General features: G+C 70.8%; 15 protein-coding genes and 1 pseudogene. 7 read left to right on the plus strand and 9 right to left on the minus strand.

Annotation, left to right across the window (positions count from 1 at the left end):
- Positions 1-14 precede the first annotated feature (14 nt).
- From BR70_RS19300 to BR70_RS0103280, 6 genes are all read right to left on the minus strand, one after another.
- Positions 15-887 (minus strand): alpha/beta fold hydrolase, encoded by an 873-nt coding sequence (locus tag BR70_RS19300; protein WP_051596585.1) that lies wholly within the window; start codon positions 885-887, stop codon positions 15-17.
- Complete coding sequence (locus BR70_RS0103260; RefSeq protein WP_027464905.1) at positions 884-2,680, minus strand: ABC transporter ATP-binding protein; 1,797 nt, start codon at positions 2,678-2,680, stop codon at positions 884-886. Before BR70_RS0103260 ends, BR70_RS19300 begins: the two co-directional genes overlap by 4 nt.
- Positions 2,677-3,618 (minus strand): ABC transporter permease, encoded by a 942-nt coding sequence (locus tag BR70_RS0103265; protein WP_027464906.1) that lies wholly within the window; start codon positions 3,616-3,618, stop codon positions 2,677-2,679. The genes BR70_RS0103260 and BR70_RS0103265 overlap by 4 nt, the downstream gene beginning before the upstream one ends.
- Positions 3,615-4,595, minus strand: a complete 981-nt coding sequence (locus BR70_RS0103270; RefSeq protein ID WP_027464907.1) for an ABC transporter permease — start codon at positions 4,593-4,595, stop codon at positions 3,615-3,617. Before BR70_RS0103270 ends, BR70_RS0103265 begins: the two co-directional genes overlap by 4 nt.
- Positions 4,592-6,334 carry an ABC transporter substrate-binding protein gene (locus BR70_RS0103275; protein WP_231495633.1) on the minus strand — a complete coding sequence of 581 codons (1,743 nt, stop codon included), beginning with the start codon at positions 6,332-6,334 and terminating at the stop codon, positions 4,592-4,594. Before BR70_RS0103275 ends, BR70_RS0103270 begins: the two co-directional genes overlap by 4 nt.
- A gap of 212 nt (positions 6,335-6,546) precedes the next feature.
- The gene (locus tag BR70_RS0103280; RefSeq protein WP_027464909.1) at positions 6,547-7,647 is read right to left on the minus strand and encodes a LacI family DNA-binding transcriptional regulator; all 1,101 of its coding nucleotides are present in this window, start codon (positions 7,645-7,647) and stop codon (positions 6,547-6,549) included.
- 228 nt (positions 7,648-7,875) lie between these two features.
- Between BR70_RS0103280 and BR70_RS23085 the strand changes: the two genes are divergently transcribed.
- A complete protein-coding gene (locus BR70_RS23085; RefSeq protein WP_155896754.1) occupies positions 7,876-8,025 on the plus strand; it encodes a hypothetical protein in 150 nt (49 codons plus the stop codon).
- Positions 8,026-8,104: 79 nt separating this feature from the next.
- Here BR70_RS23085 and BR70_RS0103290 read toward each other — a convergent pair whose 3' ends face one another.
- Positions 8,105-8,806, minus strand: coding sequence for a GntR family transcriptional regulator (locus BR70_RS0103290; protein ID WP_231495634.1), 702 nt, complete (start codon positions 8,804-8,806; stop codon positions 8,105-8,107).
- Positions 8,807-8,904: 98 nt separating this feature from the next.
- On the opposite strand from BR70_RS0103290, the gene BR70_RS0103295 reads away from it, so the two are divergent.
- Entirely contained in the window at positions 8,905-10,116 is a 1,212-nt protein-coding gene (locus BR70_RS0103295) for an MFS transporter (protein WP_027464911.1), read from the plus strand.
- A 138-nt stretch (positions 10,117-10,254) separates the two neighbouring features.
- Here BR70_RS0103295 and BR70_RS19305 read toward each other — a convergent pair whose 3' ends face one another.
- Positions 10,255-11,418 (minus strand): baeRF2 domain-containing protein, encoded by a 1,164-nt coding sequence (locus tag BR70_RS19305; protein ID WP_051596586.1) that lies wholly within the window; start codon positions 11,416-11,418, stop codon positions 10,255-10,257.
- 231 nt (positions 11,419-11,649) lie between these two features.
- On the opposite strand from BR70_RS19305, the gene BR70_RS0103305 reads away from it, so the two are divergent.
- The 4 genes and pseudogenes from BR70_RS0103305 (at position 11,650) to BR70_RS0103320 (ending at position 18,081) form a co-directional block, all read left to right on the plus strand.
- Positions 11,650-13,008, plus strand: a complete 1,359-nt coding sequence (locus tag BR70_RS0103305; protein WP_035807941.1) for an extracellular solute-binding protein — start codon at positions 11,650-11,652, stop codon at positions 13,006-13,008.
- A pseudogene (locus BR70_RS0103310) lies at positions 13,005-13,964 on the plus strand (carbohydrate ABC transporter permease); the annotation flags it as partial. The gene BR70_RS0103305 and the pseudogene BR70_RS0103310, both read left to right, overlap by 4 nt.
- Before the next feature lie 152 nt (positions 13,965-14,116).
- A complete protein-coding gene (locus BR70_RS0103315; protein WP_027464914.1) occupies positions 14,117-15,052 on the plus strand; it encodes a carbohydrate ABC transporter permease in 936 nt (311 codons plus the stop codon).
- Entirely contained in the window at positions 15,049-18,081 is a 3,033-nt protein-coding gene (locus BR70_RS0103320) for a glycoside hydrolase family 2 TIM barrel-domain containing protein (RefSeq protein WP_027464915.1), read from the plus strand. The genes BR70_RS0103315 and BR70_RS0103320 overlap by 4 nt, the downstream gene beginning before the upstream one ends.
- Positions 18,082-18,187: 106 nt before the next feature.
- On the opposite strand, the gene BR70_RS0103325 is transcribed toward BR70_RS0103320, so the two are convergent.
- Positions 18,188-18,613: a DUF3151 domain-containing protein gene (locus tag BR70_RS0103325; protein ID WP_051596587.1), complete on the minus strand. Its 426-nt coding sequence runs from the start codon at positions 18,611-18,613 to the stop codon at positions 18,188-18,190.
- A gap of 274 nt (positions 18,614-18,887) precedes the next feature.
- Between BR70_RS0103325 and BR70_RS0103330 the strand changes: the two genes are divergently transcribed.
- Positions 18,888-20,459, plus strand: coding sequence for an ABC-F family ATP-binding cassette domain-containing protein (locus BR70_RS0103330; protein ID WP_027464917.1), 1,572 nt, complete (start codon positions 18,888-18,890; stop codon positions 20,457-20,459).
- Position 20,460: the final 1 nt, after the last annotated feature.

Genomic DNA, 20,460 nt, shown 5'->3' on the forward strand with positions numbered 1-20,460 from the left:
AGTGCGTGTTCGAGTCAGTGCTGGCTCAGGAATGCGTCGAAGACGGCGACCGTCCCGAGCGGGTTCTCGACCTGGGGACCGTGGTAGCTCGCGGGGATGACGACGTACTCGGCGCCGGTCTGCTCGGCCATCGCCCGCTGCCACGGGATCGGCCAGGCGTTGTCCCACTCGCCGTGGGCGACGAGGACCGGCAGGCCGGTGGCGCGCAGGGCGTCGGAGGCGTCGGTGTGGTCCTCGAGGATGTGGCCACCGGCGACGACGCTGAGCGGGCTCGTCGCGTCGAAGCGGTCGCGCACCATCCGGACGTCGTCGGGAAGCTCGTCGTCGGGCCGGTAGGCCCAGAGCGGGTTCGTCGAGTCGAACAGCTGCCGGAGGTTCCCGCCGGTGTCGTGCAGGATCGTCAGCTCGGCGACCTTGCGGTACGGCCATCCGTGCGGCCCGGAGCAGAACTGCACGACGTCGCGGAACGCCGTCGGGTCCTGGAGCGCGGCGGCCCGGACGATGACACCGCCGAGCGAGTGCCCGACCAGGTGCACGGGGGCGCCGTCGTCGAGCAGGCGCGCGACCCGGACGACGTCGGCCGCTTCTTCGTCGAGGGAGTAGTCGCGGGGTTCGGTCGGTGCGGCCGAGTCGGCCTGACCGCGCCGGCTGATCGCGACCGCGGTCCACCCCGCGTCGCGGAGGACGGGCAGGAAGGTCCGCCAGTCCTCCTTCGAGCCGGTGTAGCCGGGGACGATGAGCACGGTGCCCTTCGACACCCCCTCGGGCACGATCCGGTAGGCCGTGAGTCGCCCGACCGGGACGTCGATCCCGACGACGTCGACGCCGTCCGGGGTGGGCAGGTGCCCGAACGGCGGGACCGTCGGGAAGTCGTGCAGGTTCGTCATGCGCGCAGGGTCCTCCGCGGGTTGGGAACAGCATCGAGGAGGGCGATCGTGTACGGGTCCTGCGGGTCCTGCAGCACCTGGGCCGTGTGACCCCGCTCGACCACGGCGCCCTCGTGGAGCACCATGATGTCGTCCGTGATGAGCCGCGCACTCAGCAGGTCGTGCGTGATGTAGAGGAGCGAGACGCCCCACTGCTCGCGGAGGTCCTCGAGCAGCGCGAGCACACCGGCGCGCAGCGTCACGTCGAGCATCGACACTGGCTCGTCGGCGATGATCACCTGTGGGTCGCTCGCGAGCGCCCGGGCGATCACCACGCGCTGCCGCTGCCCGCCGGAGAGCTGGTGCGGGAGCTTCTGGGCGAACTGCTCGACGGGGGTGAGCCCCACCGTCTCGAGCAGCTCGAGCACCCGGCGCCGGGCGTCGCGGCCGGTCAGCCCGGTGTAGTTCGCGATCGGCCGGGACAGCGTGTACTCGACGGTGTGCAGCGGGTTGAGCGCCGAGTACGGGTCCTGGAACACCATCTGGACCTCGGAGCGCAGGTCCCGCAGGCCGCGCTTGCCGAGGCGGGCGACGTCGAGGTCCCCGAACCGGACGGTGCCGGTGGTCGGCTTCTCGACGCCGGTGAGCAGCTTCGCGATGGTCGACTTGCCCGAACCGGACTGGCCGACCAGGGCGAGCGACTGCCCGGGCTCCAGGGTGAACGACACGTCGCGCACGGCCTGCACCGGCTGCTCACCGCGGCGGGGAGCCGGGTAGGTCTTCACGATGTGGTCGACGACGATCGGGTTGCGGGCGGCACTGCGCTCGCGGGACCCGACGGTGCTGAACGACGAGGTCGTCTCCTGCCGCTTCTCGCCGGCTTCGGCTCGGAGCGAGCGGTCCGGGAAGCCCGGCAACGACACCACCTCGGCGCGGGGGTCGGCGTAGTGCGACAGGAGCATCTGCGTGTACTCGTCCTGCGGGTCGCGGAGGATCTCGCGGGAGCCGCCGTCCTCGACGATCCGGCCCTCGTGCATGACGAGGACGCGCTCGGTGGCCTCGAGGACGATGCCGAGGTCGTGGCTGATCAGGATCGCCGTGAAGCCCTCGGTGCGCTGCAGCTCGATGATGGTGTCCATCACGGCGTGCTGCACGAGGACGTCGAGCGCCGTCGTCGGCTCGTCGAACACCATGAGCTGCGGCTCGAGCGAGAGCGCCAGGGCGATGGAGACGCGCTGCCGCATGCCGCCGGAAAGCTCCCCGGGGAACCGGGCGAGCATCGAGGTCGGCAGCTTCACCTTCTCGATGAGCTCCTTCATCCGGGCGTCCCAGCGGTCGCGCGACACGTGGCCGTGCGCCTTGAAGACGTCGATGAAGTGGTTCCGGATGGTGCGCACCGGGTTGAGCGCGTTCATGCCGGACTGCAGCACCATGGCGAAGCCGCCCTGCCGCTGCTGGCGCAGGGCTTCGTCGTCGAGGTCGCGGATGTCCTTGCCCGCGAAGACGATGCTGCCGCCGTTCGTGCGCGCCGGCGGCTTCTGCAGCCGCGTCAGCGCGTAGCCGAGGGTCGACTTGCCGGAACCGGACTCGCCGACCAGGCCGACGAACTCGCCCTTCTGCAGCTGGAACGACACGTGGTCGACGGCCTGGACGGCGCTCTGGCCGGCCGATTCGTAGACGACCGACAGGTCGCGGACGTCGAGCAGGACGGAGGCGTCGCCCTGGACGGCACCACCGTCGGACTGGAGGCCCGTGGCGGCGCCGGTGGGCGCCTCCAGGCCGTCTGCCGGGTGCGTTTCTGGCAAGCCGCTCATGCGCGCTTCTCCTTACGGGGCCGTGCGCCGTCGCGCAGCCGCGGGTTGGACACGGCGTCGACGCCGAAGTTGATCAGGGTGAGGCTCATCGCGAGGAGCGCGATGCAGAGACCCGGCGCGAAGAGCAGGATCCACTGCCCGGTGAGGAGCGCGTTCGAGTTCTGCGCCCAGTACAGGATCGTGCCCCAGCTGACGATCGACGAGTCGCCGAGTCCGAGGAACTCGAGGCCCGCCTCGGCGAGGATGGCGCTGGTGGCGGCCCCGAAGAAGCTGCCGACGATGAGGCTCGTCATGTTCGGCAGGATCTCGCGGAACACGATGCGGGTCGCGCCATCACCGGAGAACTGGGCGGCGGTGACGAAGTCCCGACCGCGCAGCGACTGCGTCTGCGAGCGGAGCACGCGAGCGCCCCACGCCCAACCGGTCACGACGATGACCGCGATGATCACCGCGATGCCGCCGTTCTGCAGGTAGGCGGCGATGACGATCATCAGTGGCAGACCCGGGATGACGAGGAACAGGTTCACGATGAACCCGATGACCTCGGCGATCCAGCCGCGGACGTAGCCCCAGCTGAGGCCGATCGCGACGGCGACGAGCGTGGACAGGATGCCCGCGACCGCGCCGACCATGACCGAGATGCGGGCGCCGTAGATGATCTGGGACAGGACGTCCTCGCCGGCGGCGGTGGTGCCCATCCAGTGGTCGGGCGTCGCGTCGGCGGACCGGGCGAAGCCGTTCTGGCTGGCGCCGTACGGGGCCAGGAGCGGGGCGAAGACCGCCACGAACACGAAGACGCCGAGGATGATGATGCCGATCCGGGCCTTCTTGTTCGACCAGACGACGCCGAACTGGCGGGCGGCGGCGCGCCACTTGGACGGCGCTGCTTGTTCTTCCGTGTCTTGCGTTCGCACGGCGATGGTTGCGTTGTTGGTCATCGACGCGTCCTCGGGTCCAGGACGCCGTACATGACGTCCACGATGAAGTTGGCGATGAGCACCGACACGGTGATCATCAGGAAGAGGGCCTGCATGAGCGGGTAGTCCTGCCCGATCACGGCGTTGAACAGCAGGTAGCCGATGCCCGGGTAGCCGAAGACCTGCTCGACCAGGACGGAACCGCCGACCACGCCACCGAGCGCCAGACCGAAGCCGGTCAGGTTCGGCAGGATCGCGTTGCGGGCCGCGTAGCGGATGGCCACGGTGCGTCCGCGCAGGCCGTTGGCCTCGGCGAAGGTCACGTAGTCGTCACCGAGGGTGTTGATCATCGCGTTGCGCATGCCGATGATCCAGCCGCCGAGGCTCGTCACCAGGATCGTGACCGCCGGCAGCACCGCGTGCTGCAGTGCGTCGCCGAAGAAGGCGCCGTTGAGCCCGGGCGTCGTCGTCGCCGAGTAGGCGCCCGTGGTCGGGAACCAGTGCAGCACGTAGCCGAGGAAGAACAGCAGCAGCAGGGCGGTCCAGAAGTAGGGGAACGTCGACATGAAGCTGCCCGACAGCGTGGGCAGCGAGTCGAGCCAGGTGCCACGCTTCCACGCCGCCGCGACACCGATCAGGGTGCCGAGGACGAACGCCAGGATCGTGACGACCCCGACCAGGATCAGTGTGTACGGCAGGGCCTTCGACACGAGGTCACCGACGGGCTGCGGGTAGAACGTGTAGCTCGTGCCGAAGTCGAGGGTGATGACCTGGTGCAGGTAGCTGACGTACTGGTCCCAGAGGTTGCCGGTCGGCACCCCGAGCTGGGCCTCGATGGCCTTCTTGGTGGCGTCGGTGACCGGACCGTTCTGGCTGAGCTTCGCGAGTGCGGCGTCCGACGGGCTGCCCGGCATGAGACGCGGAAGCAGGAAGTTCAGCGTGACCGCGGCCCAGAGGGTCAGGACGAAGAGGACGAGTTTCTGGAGGATGTACTTCACTTCTGGTCCTCCTGCTGCGCAGCCTTTTGCTCCTGCAGGATCTGCTTGCCCGCGGCGCTGTCGCGCAGCCGGAGCTTCGTGAAGATGAGCAGCGGTGCGGAGTCGTAGTTCTGCGGTGCCATGTAGGGGTCCTTCGCACTCGGCCAGCCGACGAACTTGCCGGTGTTGAACAGGCCCCAGAGTCCGCCGTAGTACATGCCGATGACGGGGAGCTCGTCGTAGACGGTCTGCTGCAGCTGGTCGAGGATCTCCTGCTGCTTCGCGGTGTCCGTCGTCGCCTTGTACTCGTCGAGCAGCTTCTGGGTGTCGGCGTTCTTGTAGCGCTCGTAGTTGTTGACGGTCGACTTGCCGACCGGCTGGTAGAACTCGCTGCTGAGCAGGGAGTTGAACGCCTGGTAGACGTCACCGTTGCCCATGCCGCCCATCGCCATGTCGAACTCGCCGTTGTTGATCGACTGCTGGTACCCGGCGGGCTGTGGTGCGCTGATCGTCACGTCGACGCCGATCGCGGCGAGGTTCTTGCGGACCTCCTGCGCCGCGCGGAGCCAGTCGGAGTAGCCGTTGGCCGTGGTGATCGTGATCGAAAGCTGCTTGCCGTCCTTGACGAGCTTCCCGCCCTGTTCCACGTACCCGGACTTCGCGAAGTTCGCCTTCGCGGCCTCGAGGTCCTGGGTGATCATGCCCTGGTCGGGGATGTCCGGGTTGAGGTAGCGCTCCTGGTTCGGCAGGATCAGACCGGTCTGGCCCGCCGCCGACAGGTTGCCCTCGGACGCGGTCTCGGCGATGGCGTCGCGGTCGAGCGCGAGCGAGATGCCCCGGCGGACGTTGACGTCGTTGAACGGCGCCTTCGTGAGGTTCGGGATGAGGCCGATCACACCGCCGGCCGGGAACCACCACTCGTTCGTCTTCGACGCGGCGCCCCAGGTGCCCTTGACGTCGGAGATGAACGAGTACGCCCAGTCGTAGCCGCGGGTGACGGTGTCCAGCTGCGTGTTCGTCGCCGGCAGGATGAGGTGCTTGATGGCGATCTTGTCGGCCTGCCAGTACTTCGGGTTCTTGTCCATCGAGTACTGCTGGTCGGTGTAGTTGCCGAGGACGAACGGACCGGTGCCGACCGGGTTCGGGTCGCGCCAGGTCGTCGGGTCCTTCACGCCGCTCCAGTGGTCCTCGCCCAGGATGTACGTCTGCCCGATGATCGTCAGGCTCGGGACGTCCTCGCTCTTGAGGTGGAAGACGACGTGGTCACCGTCCTGCTCGATGCGCTCGATGTGCTGCCAGGCCCCCTTGACGTCCATGGCGGGGAACTTCTTGAGCAGGTCGAAGGTGAAGACGACGTCCTTCGCGCTGAACGGCGAACCGTCTGACCACTCGACACCCGAGCGGATCGTCATGTCGATCGTCTTCGCATCGGGCTGGCTCCACGCGCTGGCGAGCCACGGGTTGCGCTTGCCGTCGAGGGGGTTCACCTCGATGAGGGGCTCGTACATCCACTTGGAGGCTGTCCGGGCGTTGGTGATGTACGGGTTGAAGTTGCGGTCGAACAGCGGGTTGCCGCGGTCCGCGTTGATGAGCATCGTGTCCTTGCCGATGGTGGGATCGGGTTCGGAACGGACCTGGATGCTGCAGCCGGTGGCCACGAGGGCCACTGCGGCGAGGCCGGCGATGGCCGCGACGAGGCGGCCTCGGCGGCGGGGGCCTGGGTCACGCGTGCCGCGCGTGCGCTGTGGGGGAAGCGTCATTGCTCGGTCGACCTCCATGTCGAGTCGGTACGTGCTCAATGTATGCGCTTACATCGCGGCGTGCAAGCGCGGGTGTTGTTTCGCGGGGCGGCACCGTGCGAGGTGCGTCGCGCGTGGTGCGAGGTTCCGTCCGTGGTGCGAGGTCGCGAGGCTCGCACCGAACACGGAAGCCCGCACCACACGCCCCTCGCACGGTGCGAGCTGCCGCACGCCTACAGCGCGGGCGGGCAGCTCTCGCGCAGCAGCACCTCGACGGGCAGGCGCACGGCGCGCGGCGGCCCCTCGCGGCGCTCCAGCCGGTCCACGATCGCCAGGACGGCAGCACGGCCGAGCGCCCCCATCGGCTGGTGCACGGTCGTCAGGCGCGGCGACGAGAACCGACCGGCGTCGATGCCGTCGAAGCCGGTCACGACGAGGTCCTCGGGCACGCGGAGCCCCCGAGCAGCGGCGGCGTCGAGCACCCCGAGCGCGGACTGGTCGTTCGAGCAGACGACGGCGCGTGGGACGTCGTCCGCCAGCAGCGACACCGCGAGCTCCCGCGCCCGAGCCCGCCCGAAGTCGCCGTGCACGGTGCGCACCGTCGAGCCCGGCACCCCGTGGTCGGCCAGCGCCGCGCGGAACCCCGCCGAGCGCTCCATGTCGTCGGGCGAGTCGATGGGCCCCGCGACGTACGCGAGGGACCGGATCCCCAGGCGCCCGATCACGTGCGACGCCAGGGTCCGCATGCCCGCGGCGTTGTCCACGCTCACCGAGTCGAACCCGTGTGAGCGCCGATCGTCGGCGAGCACCACGACGGGGATGCGGCGGGCGACGTGCTCGAGCAGGTCGTCGGGCACGGTCTGTGCCAGCACAGCCAGCCCGTCGACCCGGCCGGCGACGTCGTTCACGATGACGTCGCGCGACGACCCCCGCCCGGCGGCGACCATGAGCGCGAGCCCCCGCTGCCAGGCCTCGGTCTCGGCCCCGCGCAGGACCTCGTCGAAGTACAGGTTGGACGAGAACGGCTGCGTCACGTGCCGCCGGTCGTCGACCACGCGGACGCCGCCGTCGGTGACCAGGTCCGGCCGCTCGTCGGGCACCACGTCGAACCCGGGCAGCAGCAGTCCGACGACGCCGGTGCGCTTGCCGGCGAGGGCCCGGGCATTGCCGGACGGGACGTACCCGAGGCTCCGGATCGCCGCCTGCACGCGGTCCCGGGTGCCCTCGCGGACGGCGTCGGGCGTGCGGAGCACGCGCGAGACGGTGGCGATGGAGACGCCGGCTGCAGACGCGACGTCGTAGACCGTGGGAGGTGCGGTGCGCTGGTCGGCCAACCCGTGCCTCCCCTTCGACGTCCGCTGGTGCCGCGCCTCGCGCTGTGCGGCCGGACCATCCTAGGCATGCCGTGTCCCGGGAGTTCTCCACACGGTGCCGGAAACGCTTGCGGGACAGCGGGGGTCGCGCGACACTGTTCCGACCTCAGTACGTCCCGTGAGGAAGCGCACCAGCGGGCCGCGTGCCCGCACCGATCAGGTTGCCCACACGCAGGGGAAGGACACGACATGTCACAGTCGACACGTTCCGGGAGCAAGCTCGCACTCCGCGCGAGCCACGACGAGGCCGAGGTGCGCGACGCGCTGCTCGAACGCACGGATTCGATCCGCACGTTCGACGATCTCGACGCGCCGCAGGAGACGACGGACCTGCGCTAGCGGCTCGCGCCCGGCCTCCCCCCGGACACGGCCAGGAGGCCCGGGCAGGCGCCCGCAGACCACTCACGTCCGCGGACACTCAGCCCTCGGTCGCGCCCACGATCGTCATGCCCGCCCCGCGCAGGCGTCGGCGCTCCTGCGCGATCCAGCTGAGCAGCCGGTCGTTCGTACCGGCGACGTGGGCGGCCACGAGTTCCGCTGCGCGGTCGGCGTCACCGTCGCGGACGGCGTCGATGATGGCGCTGTGCTCGTCCCACGCGGCGTCGCGCGCCTCGGGTGTGCGGACCTCGATCCAACGCGTGCGCTCGAGCCGCGTCAGGGCGTCGGCGATGGCGTCGGTGACGAACCGGTTGCCACCGAGCGCGGCGAGGTCGAGGTGGAACGTCGACCCCATCCGGATGCCGGCCTGCTGGTCGGGGGTGGGCCGGAGCGCGTCGAGGTGCCCGCGGACCTCCGCCAACTGTTCGGGGGTGGCGCGCTGGACGGCCAGCCGCACGGCAGCGGGCTCGAGGATGCCGCGGAGTTCGGCGAGCGAGGCGATCTCGTCGAGGTCGATCGGGGTGACCGTCCACGAACGACCCTCGTGCAGGATGAGCCCCTCGCGCTCGAGCCGCGACAGTGCGGCGCGGACCGGCGTGCGCGAGGCGTGGAACCGTGCCTCGAGCCCCCGCTCCGAGATGCGCTCCCCCGGTGCGATGTCGAGGGTCAGGATGGCTGCGCGCAGGTTGTCGTAGAGCTGGGCCGTCTGCGACACGGGCGCGGCGTCGGTCGTGTCGGTCACGGCGGACAAGCCTAGCGGCGTGACGGCGGGAATGGTATACCGTTCTGGTATACCAATCTGTTCCGCGATGGAACGACGACGAACGGCCGACACGACCCATGCCCACGACCGACGCCCCGCAGCGATCCACCACGACGCCGCCGGTCTCCGCCCGCGCCTGGACGATGCTCGCCCTCGGGGTCGCGGCCCAGGCGGCGGGGACGCTCGTCGTGTCCGCGCCGGCGCTCCTCATCCCCCACCTGCTCAGCCGCGGCACCTCCCTGCCGGTCGCCGGGGTCCTCGCCGCCGCCCCGACCTTCGGCATGGTCCTGACGCTCATCGCCTGGGGCGCGATCACCGACCGGTTCGGCGAGCGCGTCGTCATCGCCGGCGGGCTCGTGCTCACCACGCTGGCCGTGGTCGCCGCCTGGCTGGCCGCGGGCGACCCGGTGCTGCTCGGGTTGGCGTTCCTGGCCGGCGGCATGACGAGTGCCTCGACGAACGCCGCGAGCGGCCGGGTCGTGGTGGGGTGGTTCCCGAAGGAGCGCCGGGGACTCGCGATGGGCATCCGGCAGATGTCGCAGCCGCTCGGGGTGACGCTCGCGGCGGTCACGGTGCCGCAGCTCGCCGAGGGCTCCGGGATCCGTGCGGCGCTGGTCCTGCCGATCGTGCTGTGCGCGGTGCTCGCCGTCTGCTGCGCGATCGGGATCACCGACCCGCCACGCCCTGCCCGGGCCACGGTGGCGACGACGGCGACCGCGAACCCCTACCGGTCGAGCGGCTTCCTGTGGCGGGTGCACGCGGTGTCGGTCCTGCTCGTGGTGCCGCAGTTCACCCTGTCGACGTACGGGCTCGTCTGGCTCGTGGGCCTCGGCTGGTCGACACCCGCGGCCGGGCTGCTCGTCGGCGCCGCGCAGTTCGTCGGGGCGGTCGGCCGGATCCTGGTCGGTAGTTGGAGCGACCGGGCCGGGTCCCGCGTCGGACCCCTGCGGATCGTCGCGGTGAGCGCCGCGGTGGTGATGGCGGTGCTCGCGGTCGTCGACGCGACGCACCTGGCCGGGGCTGCGGTGTTCCTGGTGCTCGCGACGAGCGTGACGGTCGCCGACAACGGGCTGGCCTACACGTCGGTCGCCGAGGCGGCGGGACCGTTCTGGTCGGGGCGTGCGCTCGGGGCGCAGAACACCGGGCAGTTCATGGCGGCGAGCGCCGTCGGTCCGGGCATCGGCGCGCTGGTCGGTGCGCTCGGGTTCGCGGCGTCGTTCGGCATCGTGGCGGTGCTCCCGCTGTTGGCGGTCCCGCTGGTGCCCCGACGCGACCGGTCGCACGACTGACCGTTCGCCCCCGTTCGTTCCTTCCCAGGACACGTGCGATGGGTTGCAGGAACGGGCGTACCTGGTCGGAAGAACCGACCAGGTACGCCCGTTTCGACCAGGTACGCCCGTTTCGACCTGGTCAACTCGCGCCCCGGCTCACGCGGGGACCACGGGCCCGACCGGCCAGCGGAGCAGCGCAGCCGCAGGGGCACCTCCGGGCAGGGACGCCGCGTTGACGAGCACGAGCTCGGCGTCCGTCAGGACCGACGCACGGACGAGCGCGCACACGGCGGGGACCGCTGCGATGACCGGCACACCCGCAGCCTGCTCCGGCGCAGTGGCCGCCCAGGGTGCACCCGCAAGGGCGAGCAGCGTCCGGTCCCCGACGGCGACGGCGTCGAGCGCGACCGTGGCGCCCTGCGCCTGCTGGAGCGCCTCGACGACCGGCCCGAGTCCAGTCACGACCTGGTTGTCGCCGCGGCCGACGTGGGTCCGCAGGGCGTCCTCGAGGTCGTGGCGACGGGTGGCGACGACACGGGCGAGTGCGGTCTCGACGTGTTCGACGAAGGCCTGCTTCGACCCGGTGTCGGCACGAGGGTCGCCCGGGAACACCGACACGAGCGTCCGGGTCTCCGTCGACAGCGCCTTCACCAGCAGCTCCCGGGCGGTGACGTCACCCGCGACGACGACCAGCCCGGGGCGAATCGTCCGCACGGCCTCGTCGACGGCGGCCGCGGTCTCGGACGAGTTCTGCTTCCAGATCTCCTCGGTGTGCTGCTGCCAGTGCGGCTGCTTCCACCCGGTGCCGGCCTTCGCGTAGTGCAGGGTGTCGTTCCGCCCCCGGACCTGCTGCTCGGTCGTGTCCTCTGCGACCGGCGCGTGCCCGAGGCGGTAGGCGCGGAACGCCCCGCCCTCCTTCCCGGCGTGGACCACCAGGAACGGCAGGTCGACAGGCCGGTGCGCGACGAGCGGCACGAGGTCCGGCACAGCGCCGACCCCGACCGATTCGGGGCCGTGCAGTGAGCCGGGCAGGACCTCGCTCAACACGACCGTGTCGTCGTGCACCAGGACGTACCGGCCGACGGGCGACGGGACACCCGGCTCCTGCTCGAACTCGGCCGCGACCAGCTCGACGACGGCGTCACCGGCACCCTGCGCCCGGAGCGCTTCCTCGACTGCCCGGAGCTTCAACGCGGCCTGCCGTCGGGGATCCTCGACGTTGCCGGAGACGTCGGCGTACGCCCAGGCCCAGGTGCCTCCGCCCTCCAGCCGCTCTCCCAGGATCCGGTGCAGTTCGCTCGTCGCATTGGTCGACGTCATGGCAGCTCCTCTCGGACGGATGCCGGAGCCGATGAGCCCCGGCGCTCTCACGTGCGACCACACTCCACCCGACGACCTGATCCCGTCCGCAGTCGTGAGGGAACACCCAGGCGGCCCTGCACCTGCCTCGGCGCCGCGCCCACAGCAACGAGTCGGCCACGAAACCACAACGGCGTTCGGTTCTGTGGTTGGGTGTGGACAACCCCGATCAACGACGAACGGAGTGCGGCAATGGCGCCACGACCACGACCCATCACGAGACGACACCTGTTGGGCTTCGGCCTCGGCACCGCGGCGGCGGGACTCCTCGCCGGCTGTGCGGTCCCGGGCTCGACCAACGTCAACAAGGCGGCCCTCGTGCCCGCCGCGGCCTCGGGTGAGACCGTCCAGCTCACCTACTGGGCCTGGCTCAAGGACCTGCAGAAGGTCTGCGACGTCTGGAACGAGACACATCCGAACATCCAGGTGTCGGCGAACTGGATCCCCGGCGGCAACAGCGGCGGGTACCAGAAGATGTACTCCGCGCTCGCGGCCGGCGGCGGCCCGGACATCGGGCAGGTCGAGCTCCGGCAGATCCCCGAGTTCATGCTCGCGAACGGCCTGGTCGACCTGGCCCGGTACGGCGCGAAGGACTTCGAGTCGAAGTACGACGAGGCCGCGTGGGCGCAGGTGTCGTTCGTCGACGGCATCTACGGCATCCCGCAGGACACCGGCCCGATGGGGTTCTACTACCAGACCGCGATCCTCGAGCAGGCCGGCGGCGAACCCCCGACGACGTGGGACGAGTGGCGTGACCTGGCCGACAAGGTCCGGAGCACCGGGAAGCAGAACTACCTCGAGGTGTTCCCGGTCGCCGACGCCTCACCGTTCGCCGCGTACGCACAGCAGGCCGGCGCGCGCTGGTTCAAGGTCGACGGCGACGAGTGGGTCGTCGACATGACCGACGACAAGACCCTGATGGTCGCGGACTTCTTCGACGGTGTGATCGACGACAAGCTGGTCGACACGAGTGCCGGCGCGTACTCCCCCGGGTGGTACGCCGCGGCCGCGAGCGGCAAGATCGCCGCGGTCACCAGCGCCAGCTGGGGTGACGCCCTGATCGAGTCGGTGCAGGGCGGCGAGGGCAAGTGGAAGGTCGCCCCGATGCAGAAGTGGGGCGCCGACGGCTTCGGCTCGAGCGCCATCGGCGGTTCGACCGCCGCGGTCCTGGCGAACGCGAAGCACCCGAAGGAGGCGCTCGAGTTCATCACGTGGATGACCACCTCGAAGGAGGGCATCGACGCGATGATCAAGCACTGCGGCATCGGCTGGTCGCCCGCCGTCGACTACATCGGGGCGCAGCGCGAGAAGCCGTCGAAGTGGTTCTCCGGCCAGAACTACAACGAGGACGTCTTCGTGCCGGCCTCGAAGGAGCAGAACATCGACTGGTCGTGGTCCCCGGTGACCCAGTCGGCCTTCACCAGCCTGCAGAACCAGTTCCGCCGCAAGCTCACCTCGGGCCTGAAGCTCAGTGACGCCGTGGAGCTCGCACAGCGGGAGATCGTCCAGTCCTTCAAGGACAAGGGCCTCAGCGTCAGGACGGCACGATGACCCAGCAGACCACCACCCCACGGTCCACCGGCCGACCGGCAGGCGGCACCCCCGCGTTCCGCACGAGCACGAAGGCCACGAGCGCGCAGAAGCGTGCCCCGTGGATCCTGCTCGCCCCGTTCCTGGCGCTGTTCCTGCTGACGTTCGTCATCCCGATCATCAGCGCTCTGTTCCAGTCGTTCACCACCGTCGACCGCGAGGGCCTGTTCGGCGAGGACGGCGTCGTCGGCCGGTTCGCCGGGTTCGACAACTACGCGATCGCCCTGCAGGACAGCGGGTTCGTCGCCTCGATCGGCCGCATGCTGCTCTTCGGCATCGTCCAGGTCCCGGTGATGATCATCGCCTGCACGATCCTCGCGCTGCTGCTCGAGTCGGCGAGCGCCCGCTGGCCGGGCTTCTTCCGGGCCATCTACTTCATGCCGTACGGCGTCCCCGGGGTCATCGCCACGATCCTGTGGTCGTTCCTGTACGTGCCCGGCCTGTCACCGATCGTGTCGCTGCTGCAGTCGATGGGGCTGCAGCCGGACTTCCTCGGCGCGAACAGCGTGCTTTGGTCGATCGCGAACATCGTCACGTGGACGTACACCGGCTACAACATGCTCATCATCGTGGCGCAGCTGAAGTCCATCCCCGGCGAGGTCTACGAGGCCGCCAAGGTGGACGGAGCGAACGCGTTCCAGGTCGCGTGGCGGATCCAGATCCCGCTCATCGCGCCGGCCCTGGTGCTCACGACGGTGTTCTCGATCATCGGCACCCTGCAGCTCTTCGCGGAGCCGCAGATCCTGTCGACGGTCGCCCCGGCGATCGACACCGAGTACACGCCGAACTACGCCGCTTACACGAACGCGTTCGCGTTCAACGAGTACGGCGTCGCGAGTGCGCAGGCGGTCATCATCGCGCTGGCCGCGTTCATCCTGTCGTTCACGTTCCTCGCGCTGACGAACCGACCACCCAAGGACGAACGCGACCGACGCAAGCGCGCACGGCGCGACGGCCGGGAGGCCCGCACCGCGCTCCGGACGCGCGCTGCGGCGGGCAGCACGGTCACCACCCAAGCCGACCCGGGCCTCCAGGCCGGTCGCGTCGCGACCACCGAAGGGACTGACCGATGACCAGCGAAGCCATCGAAGCGCCGGCCACGGCGAAGACCGCCGTCCCGGTCGACACCACGTCGATCTCGGCGCACCAGCGACGGAAGCTCGACCGGTCGCCGCGCTCGCAGATCGTCGTCACGGGGATCCTCGTCGTCGTCGCGCTGTACTTCATCGTCCCGCTGTACTGGGTCGTCATCGCAGCGACGAAGACCACGGGCGCGCTGTTCTCGACCAACGGGTTCTGGTTCGGCGGCGAGTTCGCGCTCTGGAGCAACCTGCAGCAGGTGTTCACCTACGACGGCGGCATCTTCGTCCGGTGGATCGCGAACAGCATCCTGTACTCCGGCGTCGGTGCGGTCCTGGCCACCTACTTCGCCGCGGCCGGCGGGTACGCGCTGGCGAAGTACGACTTCCGGGGGCGCCAGTTCGTGTTCGGCACGATCCTCGGCGGCGTGCTCGTGCCCGGGACCGCGACGGCGCTGCCGCTGTTCCTGCTGTTCTCGTCGATGGGCCTGACGGACACGTACTGGAGCGTGCTCATCCCGAGCCTGGTGTCGCCGTTCGGCCTGTTCCTGTGCCGGGTGTACGCCGCCGCGTCGGTGGACACCACCCTGCTCGAACAGGCTCGCATCGACGGTGCCGGTGAACTGCGGATCTTCCACACCGTGGTGCTCCGGCAGATGACCCCGGCGCTCGTCACCGTGTTCCTGTTCCAGGTGGTCGGGATCTGGAACAACTTCTTCCTGCCGCTCATCATGCTGGCAGACCAGAAGCTGTACCCGATAACACTGGGTCTGAACAACTGGCGCTCGCAGGTCGACCGCCTGCCGGAGTTCTACCAGCTCACCACCGGCGGGGTGCTCGTCTCGGTCATCCCGCTCGTCATCGCCATCATCGTCCTCCAGCGCTTCTGGCGTGGAGGCCTCACGGAAGGATCGGTCAAGGGTTGACCCACTCCGCACTCTCGTCCACCGCACCCGGCTCCGACTCGCGGCTGGCACCCCGTGCCTGGCTGCACACCGACGCCCCGTCCCTGTCGCTGAACGGGGACTGGCGGTTCCGGTGGTCGCCCGTTGCCTCGGTCTCCGAGGACTTCGCGACCGAGGGTGGGGAGGACGACGACCCGGCCTGGGGCGAGCTCCCGGTGCCGTCGCACTGGGTGCTGCACGGGCACGGCGCTCCGAGCTACACGAACCTGCAGTACCCGTTCCCGATCGACCCGCCGCACCCGCCGGAGGAGAACCCGACAGGTGACCACCGCCGCACGTTCGAGCTGCCGTCGTCGTTCGACGGTGCCGGCCGGGTGCTGCTGCGGTTCGACGGGGTCGAGTCCCACTTCCGGGTGTGGCTGAACGGGACGCTCGTGGGGTGGTCGACGGGCTCCCGCCTGGCGACCGAGTTCGACGTCACCGAGCTGGTGCGCCCGGGAGCGAACGAGCTCGCGGTCCGGGTGCACCAGTGGTCGGCGGCGTCCTACCTGGAGGACCAGGACCAGTGGTGGCTGCCGGGCATCTTCCGTGACGTCACCCTGCTCGCCCGGCCCACGGCGCCGATCGACGACGTGTTCGTCCAGGCCGGTTGGCGAGCGACGCTCGGCACGGCCGCCTCGGCGGGCACCGCGGCGTCGGGACGGCCGGAGACGGGGACCGGCACGATCACGTTCCCGACGCTCGACGCGGTGTTCCCGGTGCGGTTCGCGGTGCCCGACCTGGGCGTCGACGTGACCTGGGCCACGGCGGACGACGTCGCGCCGATCGAGGTCGAGGGCGTCGAGCCGTGGAGTGCCGAATTGCCGAAGCTGTACGACGCGACGCTGTCGACCGGCTCCGCGGCGGCCGGCGCGGCCGGCGAGACGGTGTCGCTCCGGCTCGGGTTCCGCACCGTGTCGATCGTCGGCGACCGGTTCCTGGTGAACGGCGAGCGCGTGGTGTTCCACGGCGTGAACCGGCACGAGACCCACCCCGTGCGCGGCCGGGTGTTCGACGAGGAGCACGCCCGCGCCGACATGGCGCTGATGAAGCGGAACAACGTCAACGCCATCCGAACCTCGCACTACCCGCCGCACCCCCGCGTGCTCGACCTGGCCGACGAGCTCGGGTTCTGGGTGATCCTGGAGTGCGACCTGGAGACCCACGGGTTCCTGTTCACCGACTGGGTCGGCAACCCCTCCGACGACCCGGCGTGGGCCGACGCCTACCTCGACCGCATCGCCCGCACCGTCGAGCGCGACAAGAACCACGCGTCGATCGTGATGTGGTCGCTCGGCAACGAGTCCGGCACCGGCCGGAACCTCGCGGCGATGTCGCAGTGGGTGCACGACCGCGACGCCGAGCGTCCGGTCCACTACGAGGGCGACTACACGGGCGAGTACACCGACGTCTACTCGCGGATGTACCCGACGCTGCAGGAGACCGAGTCGATCGGCGGCGGCACCCCGACGCCCCTGCTCGGCTGCGGCCCGGCCGAGGCCGCACGGCAGCGGTCGAAGCCCTTCATCCACTGCGAGTACGTGCACGCGATGGGCAACGGCCCCGGGCAGATCGCCGAGTACGAGGCCCTGGTCGACCGGTACCCACGACTGCACGGCGGGTTCGTGTGGGAGTGGCGGGACCACGGCCTGCTCGCGAAGACGCCCACCGGCGAGGACTACTACGCCTACGGCGGGGACTTCGGCGAGGTCGTGCACGACGGCAACTTCGTGATGGACGGCCTGGTGCTGCCCGACGACACCCCGACGCCGGGGCTCGCCGAGTTCGCCGCCGTCGTGGCCCCGATCCGCCTGGCGGTCTCGGACACCACGGTGCTGGTCGAGAACCGGTACCACTCGGCCTCGACCGCCGGGCTCCGGCTGTGCTGGACCCTGTCGCGGAACGGCGTCGTCGAGGCCTCGGGGCGCCTGTCCACGGGCATCGTCGCGGCACGTGAGTCGGCGACGGTGCCGGTGCCCTCCGAGGTGCTCGACGCGGCCACGTCCGAACTCGCACCCGGCGACGAGCTCTGGTTCGACCTGACCATGGAACTGGCGGGGCCGACCGCGTGGGCGGACACCGGCCACGTCGTCGCACGCACCCAGCGGCTCGTCGCGGCGCGCGCGGCGGACGCACCACGGGCCTCCCGGCAGGGGTGGGACGGCGACCGACTCGGTGACGGCACCTTCAGCGCCCGCGGCGACCTGGTGTCCTGGAAGGGCCACGAGGTCGCGGGGCCCCGCCTGGAGCTCTGGCGTGCGCCGACCGACAACGACAGCCTGGCGTCACAGGGCGGCTACGAGACCGCGGACCCGGTGCTCACGCACGGTGTCGGCGACCCGACCGCTCCCCCGTCGGCGACGCGCTGGCGCGACCGAGGGCTGGACCGGCTGACGCACCGGCTGGTGTCGGTGTCGCGCACCGACTCCGGTCTGGAGCAGCGGGTGCGGGTGGCGGCGGCGAACAGCGGGTGGGGCCTCGAGGTCACGCACCGCTGGACCCTGACGTCCGACGGGCTCGTGCTGCAGACCGACACCGTGCCGTTCGGCGCCTGGGACGTCACGTGGCCGCGGATCGGGGTGCGGTTCGACCTGCCGGCGTCGCTGGCCGATGCGGACGCCACCTGGTTCGGGACCGGACCGCTGGAGTCGTACGCCGATTCTTCGCATGCTGCCCGCGTCGGCCGGTTCACCGCTCCGGTGCGGTCACTCGGGGTGGCGTACTCGCGGCCGCAGGAGACCGGGCACCGGCCGTCGCTCCGGTCGCTGGCGGTCGGGCCGTTCACGGTGTCGACGGTCGGGTCGCACCGTGCGGGGTTCACCCTGTCGCCGTGGAGCGCGCAGCAGATCGACCGTGCCGAGCACCCGTACGAGCTGCCGACGTCGGACCACCTGTACCTGTACCTCGACGCCGCGCAGCACGGGCTCGGCAGCCGGGCGTGCGGGCTCGACGTGCTGCCGGAGCACCAGCTCTGGCCGCAGGCGTTCAGTTGGAGCGTGCTGCTGGGCTAGTCGGGGTCGGCGGCGCGGCGTTCGGCGCTCGCTCGCACAACCAAAGTCCCTTCGAACCACGGGTTGCCGCGGTTCGAGGTGACTTTGGTTGTGCGGAGCGCGACGCCTACGCGCCGGCGGACAGTGCGCGCAGGGCCTCGGGGTCGCTCGCGTTCAGGAAATCGGTCAGGCGCTCGGGCTCGCCGGGCTCGTCGATCGCCTCGGCGGCACGGCGCAGGGCGAACAGCGCCCGCAAGACCCCACGGTTGGGCTCGTGCGACCACGGCACCGGGCCGACACCGCGCCAGCCGGCCTTGCGCAGCGCGTCGAGCCCACGGTGGTACCCGACACGGGCGTAGGCGTAGGACTCGAGGGTCGCGCCGCGCGCCCACGCCTCGTCGGCGAGCAACGCCCACGCCAGGCTCGACGACGGGTAGGACACCACCACGCTGGCGACGGGGGCCTCCGCCTCGATCGCGGCGGTCACCTCCGGCTCGGCGGGCAGCAGGGTCTCGGGCTTCGACGACGGGGTCGGCAACAGGTTCTCCGGCATGCCCCCAGCCTGTCATCCCTTGCGGGTGCCCGTGTCACGGGATTACCGTGGAGGTCACCTCGTCGTCATCGCGGGGCCGCCGGGGCGGGAGACCGACCGGCGGAACGGATGGCGGACACGGGGGTCCCCCGACGGAAGCAGACGGATTGCTGTCGATCACCGGTACCGCTCAGCCCACGCGCTGACACCGTGATCGCGCGCCCCGTCGGGCGCTCCACCGCACCGCGGTGGCCTCGGTGTCGTGCGCCCAGCATCGACACCGGGAGACACCCCCATGCCCACCAGTCCGTCCGTCGTCCTGCACGACGTCACCTTCGCCTGGCCCGACGGCACCGTCGCGCTCGACCACCTCACCGCCGCCTTCGGACGTGGCCGGACCGGCCTGGTCGGGAGGAACGGGGCCGGCAAGTCCACGCTGGTCCGGCTCGCGACCGGCCGGCTCCACCCCACGTCGGGCAGCCTCGCGACGTCCGGCCCCGTCGACCACCTGCCGCAACGCCTTGCAACGGGGAACGACGACACCGTCGCCGACCTGCTCGGCGTCCGGCCCACCCTCACGGCGCTCCGGGCCGTCCTGGCCGGCGACGCCACGGCCGCGCAGCTCGAGGCGGTCGGCGACGACTGGGACCTGGAGGAACGGGCAGCCGCGGTGCTCGACCGGGTCGGGCTCGACGGCACCGAGCTCGACCGGCCGGTGTCGACGCTGTCCGGCGGGCAGTCGGTGCTCGTCGCCGTCGCCGGGGTCCGGTTGCGCGCGCGGCCGATCGTGTTCCTGGACGAGCCGACGAACAACCTGGACCGCCGGGCCCGCGGGCTGCTCCTCGACCTGGTCGACGACTGGCGCGGCACCCTGGTGCTCGTCAGTCACGACCGGGAACTCCTGGAGCACGTCGACGAGACCGTGGAGCTCCGCGCCGGGGCGATGACCGTGTTCGGCGGGACGTTCAGCGCGTTCGAGGAGCACCTGGCCGTGCAGCAGGCGGCCGTCGAGCGCGAGGTCCGGGTCGCCGACCAGCGGCACCGCACCGAGAAGCGGCAGCGCATCGAGGCGGAGACCAAGATCGCCCGACGTGCGAAGGCCGGCGAGAAAGCGGGCCGCTCGATGCCGAAGATCCTGGCGAACGAGCAGCGGAAGAAGGCGCAGGAGACCGCCGGCCGACTGCGCGTCGGGTACGCGGACGACGAAGCTGCCGCCCTCGCCACCAAGCGCGAGGCAGAGCTCCGTCTGCGCGACGACGAGTCGATCCACGTCACCCTGCCCGACCCGGACGTGCCGGCATCGCGTCGGATCGCCACCGTGACCGTCCGCGGGCGTGACGTCGTCGTGCAGGGGCCGGAACGGATCGCCGTCACCGGGGACAACGGGGTCGGCAAGTCCACCCTGCTCGAGCAGCTCGTCGGCGACCCCGCTGCCCGGGAGCACCCGCTGCCCGAGACCGGAGCCGTCGCCCACGTCGACCGGATCGCGTACCTGCCGCAGCGGAAGGACAGCCTGGACGACACCGCCACGGTGCTCGACAACGTGCGCCGGGACGCCCCGCACGTGCCCGTCGCCGAGGTCCGCAACCGGCTGGCGAAGTTCCTGGTGCGCGGGGACACCGTCGACCGCCCGGCCGGGGACCTGTCCGGCGGGGAGCGGTTCCGGGTGGCGCTGGCGTCCCTGGTGCTCGCCGACCCGCCGCCGCAGCTGCTCGTGCTCGACGAGCCGACGAACGACCTCGACCTGACGAGCGTCGACCAGCTCGTCGACGCACTGCGGGCCTACCGGGGAGCACTCGTCGTGGTGAGCCACGACGAGACGTTCCTGGAGCGACTCGACCTCGACGAACGGATCGAGCTGCGATGAC

Origin of the sequence: Curtobacterium sp. UNCCL17 (assembly GCF_000686685.1) — a bacterium.
GTDB lineage: Bacteria > Actinomycetota > Actinomycetes > Actinomycetales > Microbacteriaceae > Curtobacterium > Curtobacterium flaccumfaciens.

Excerpts from the sequence above, each read along its gene's own strand:
- BR70_RS19300 (WP_051596585.1), bottom strand. The coding sequence starts at position 887 with ATGACGAACCTGCACGACTTCCCGACGGTCCCGCCGTTCGGGCACCTG.
- BR70_RS0103260 (WP_027464905.1), bottom strand. The coding sequence starts at position 2,680 with ATGAGCGGCTTGCCAGAAACGCACCCGGCAGACGGCCTGGAGGCGCCC.
- BR70_RS0103265 (WP_027464906.1), bottom strand. The coding sequence starts at position 3,618 with ATGACCAACAACGCAACCATCGCCGTGCGAACGCAAGACACGGAAGAA.
- BR70_RS0103275 (WP_231495633.1), bottom strand. The coding sequence starts at position 6,334 with ATGACGCTTCCCCCACAGCGCACGCGCGGCACGCGTGACCCAGGCCCC.
- BR70_RS23085 (WP_155896754.1), top strand. The coding sequence starts at position 7,876 with ATGTCACAGTCGACACGTTCCGGGAGCAAGCTCGCACTCCGCGCGAGC.
- BR70_RS0103295 (WP_027464911.1), top strand. The coding sequence starts at position 8,905 with ATGCCCACGACCGACGCCCCGCAGCGATCCACCACGACGCCGCCGGTC.
- BR70_RS19305 (WP_051596586.1), bottom strand. The coding sequence starts at position 11,418 with ATGACGTCGACCAATGCGACGAGCGAACTGCACCGGATCCTGGGAGAG.
- BR70_RS0103305 (WP_035807941.1), top strand. The coding sequence starts at position 11,650 with ATGGCGCCACGACCACGACCCATCACGAGACGACACCTGTTGGGCTTC.
- BR70_RS0103315 (WP_027464914.1), top strand. The coding sequence starts at position 14,117 with ATGACCAGCGAAGCCATCGAAGCGCCGGCCACGGCGAAGACCGCCGTC.
- BR70_RS0103325 (WP_051596587.1), bottom strand. The coding sequence starts at position 18,613 with ATGCCGGAGAACCTGTTGCCGACCCCGTCGTCGAAGCCCGAGACCCTG.
- BR70_RS0103330 (WP_027464917.1), top strand. The coding sequence starts at position 18,888 with ATGCCCACCAGTCCGTCCGTCGTCCTGCACGACGTCACCTTCGCCTGG.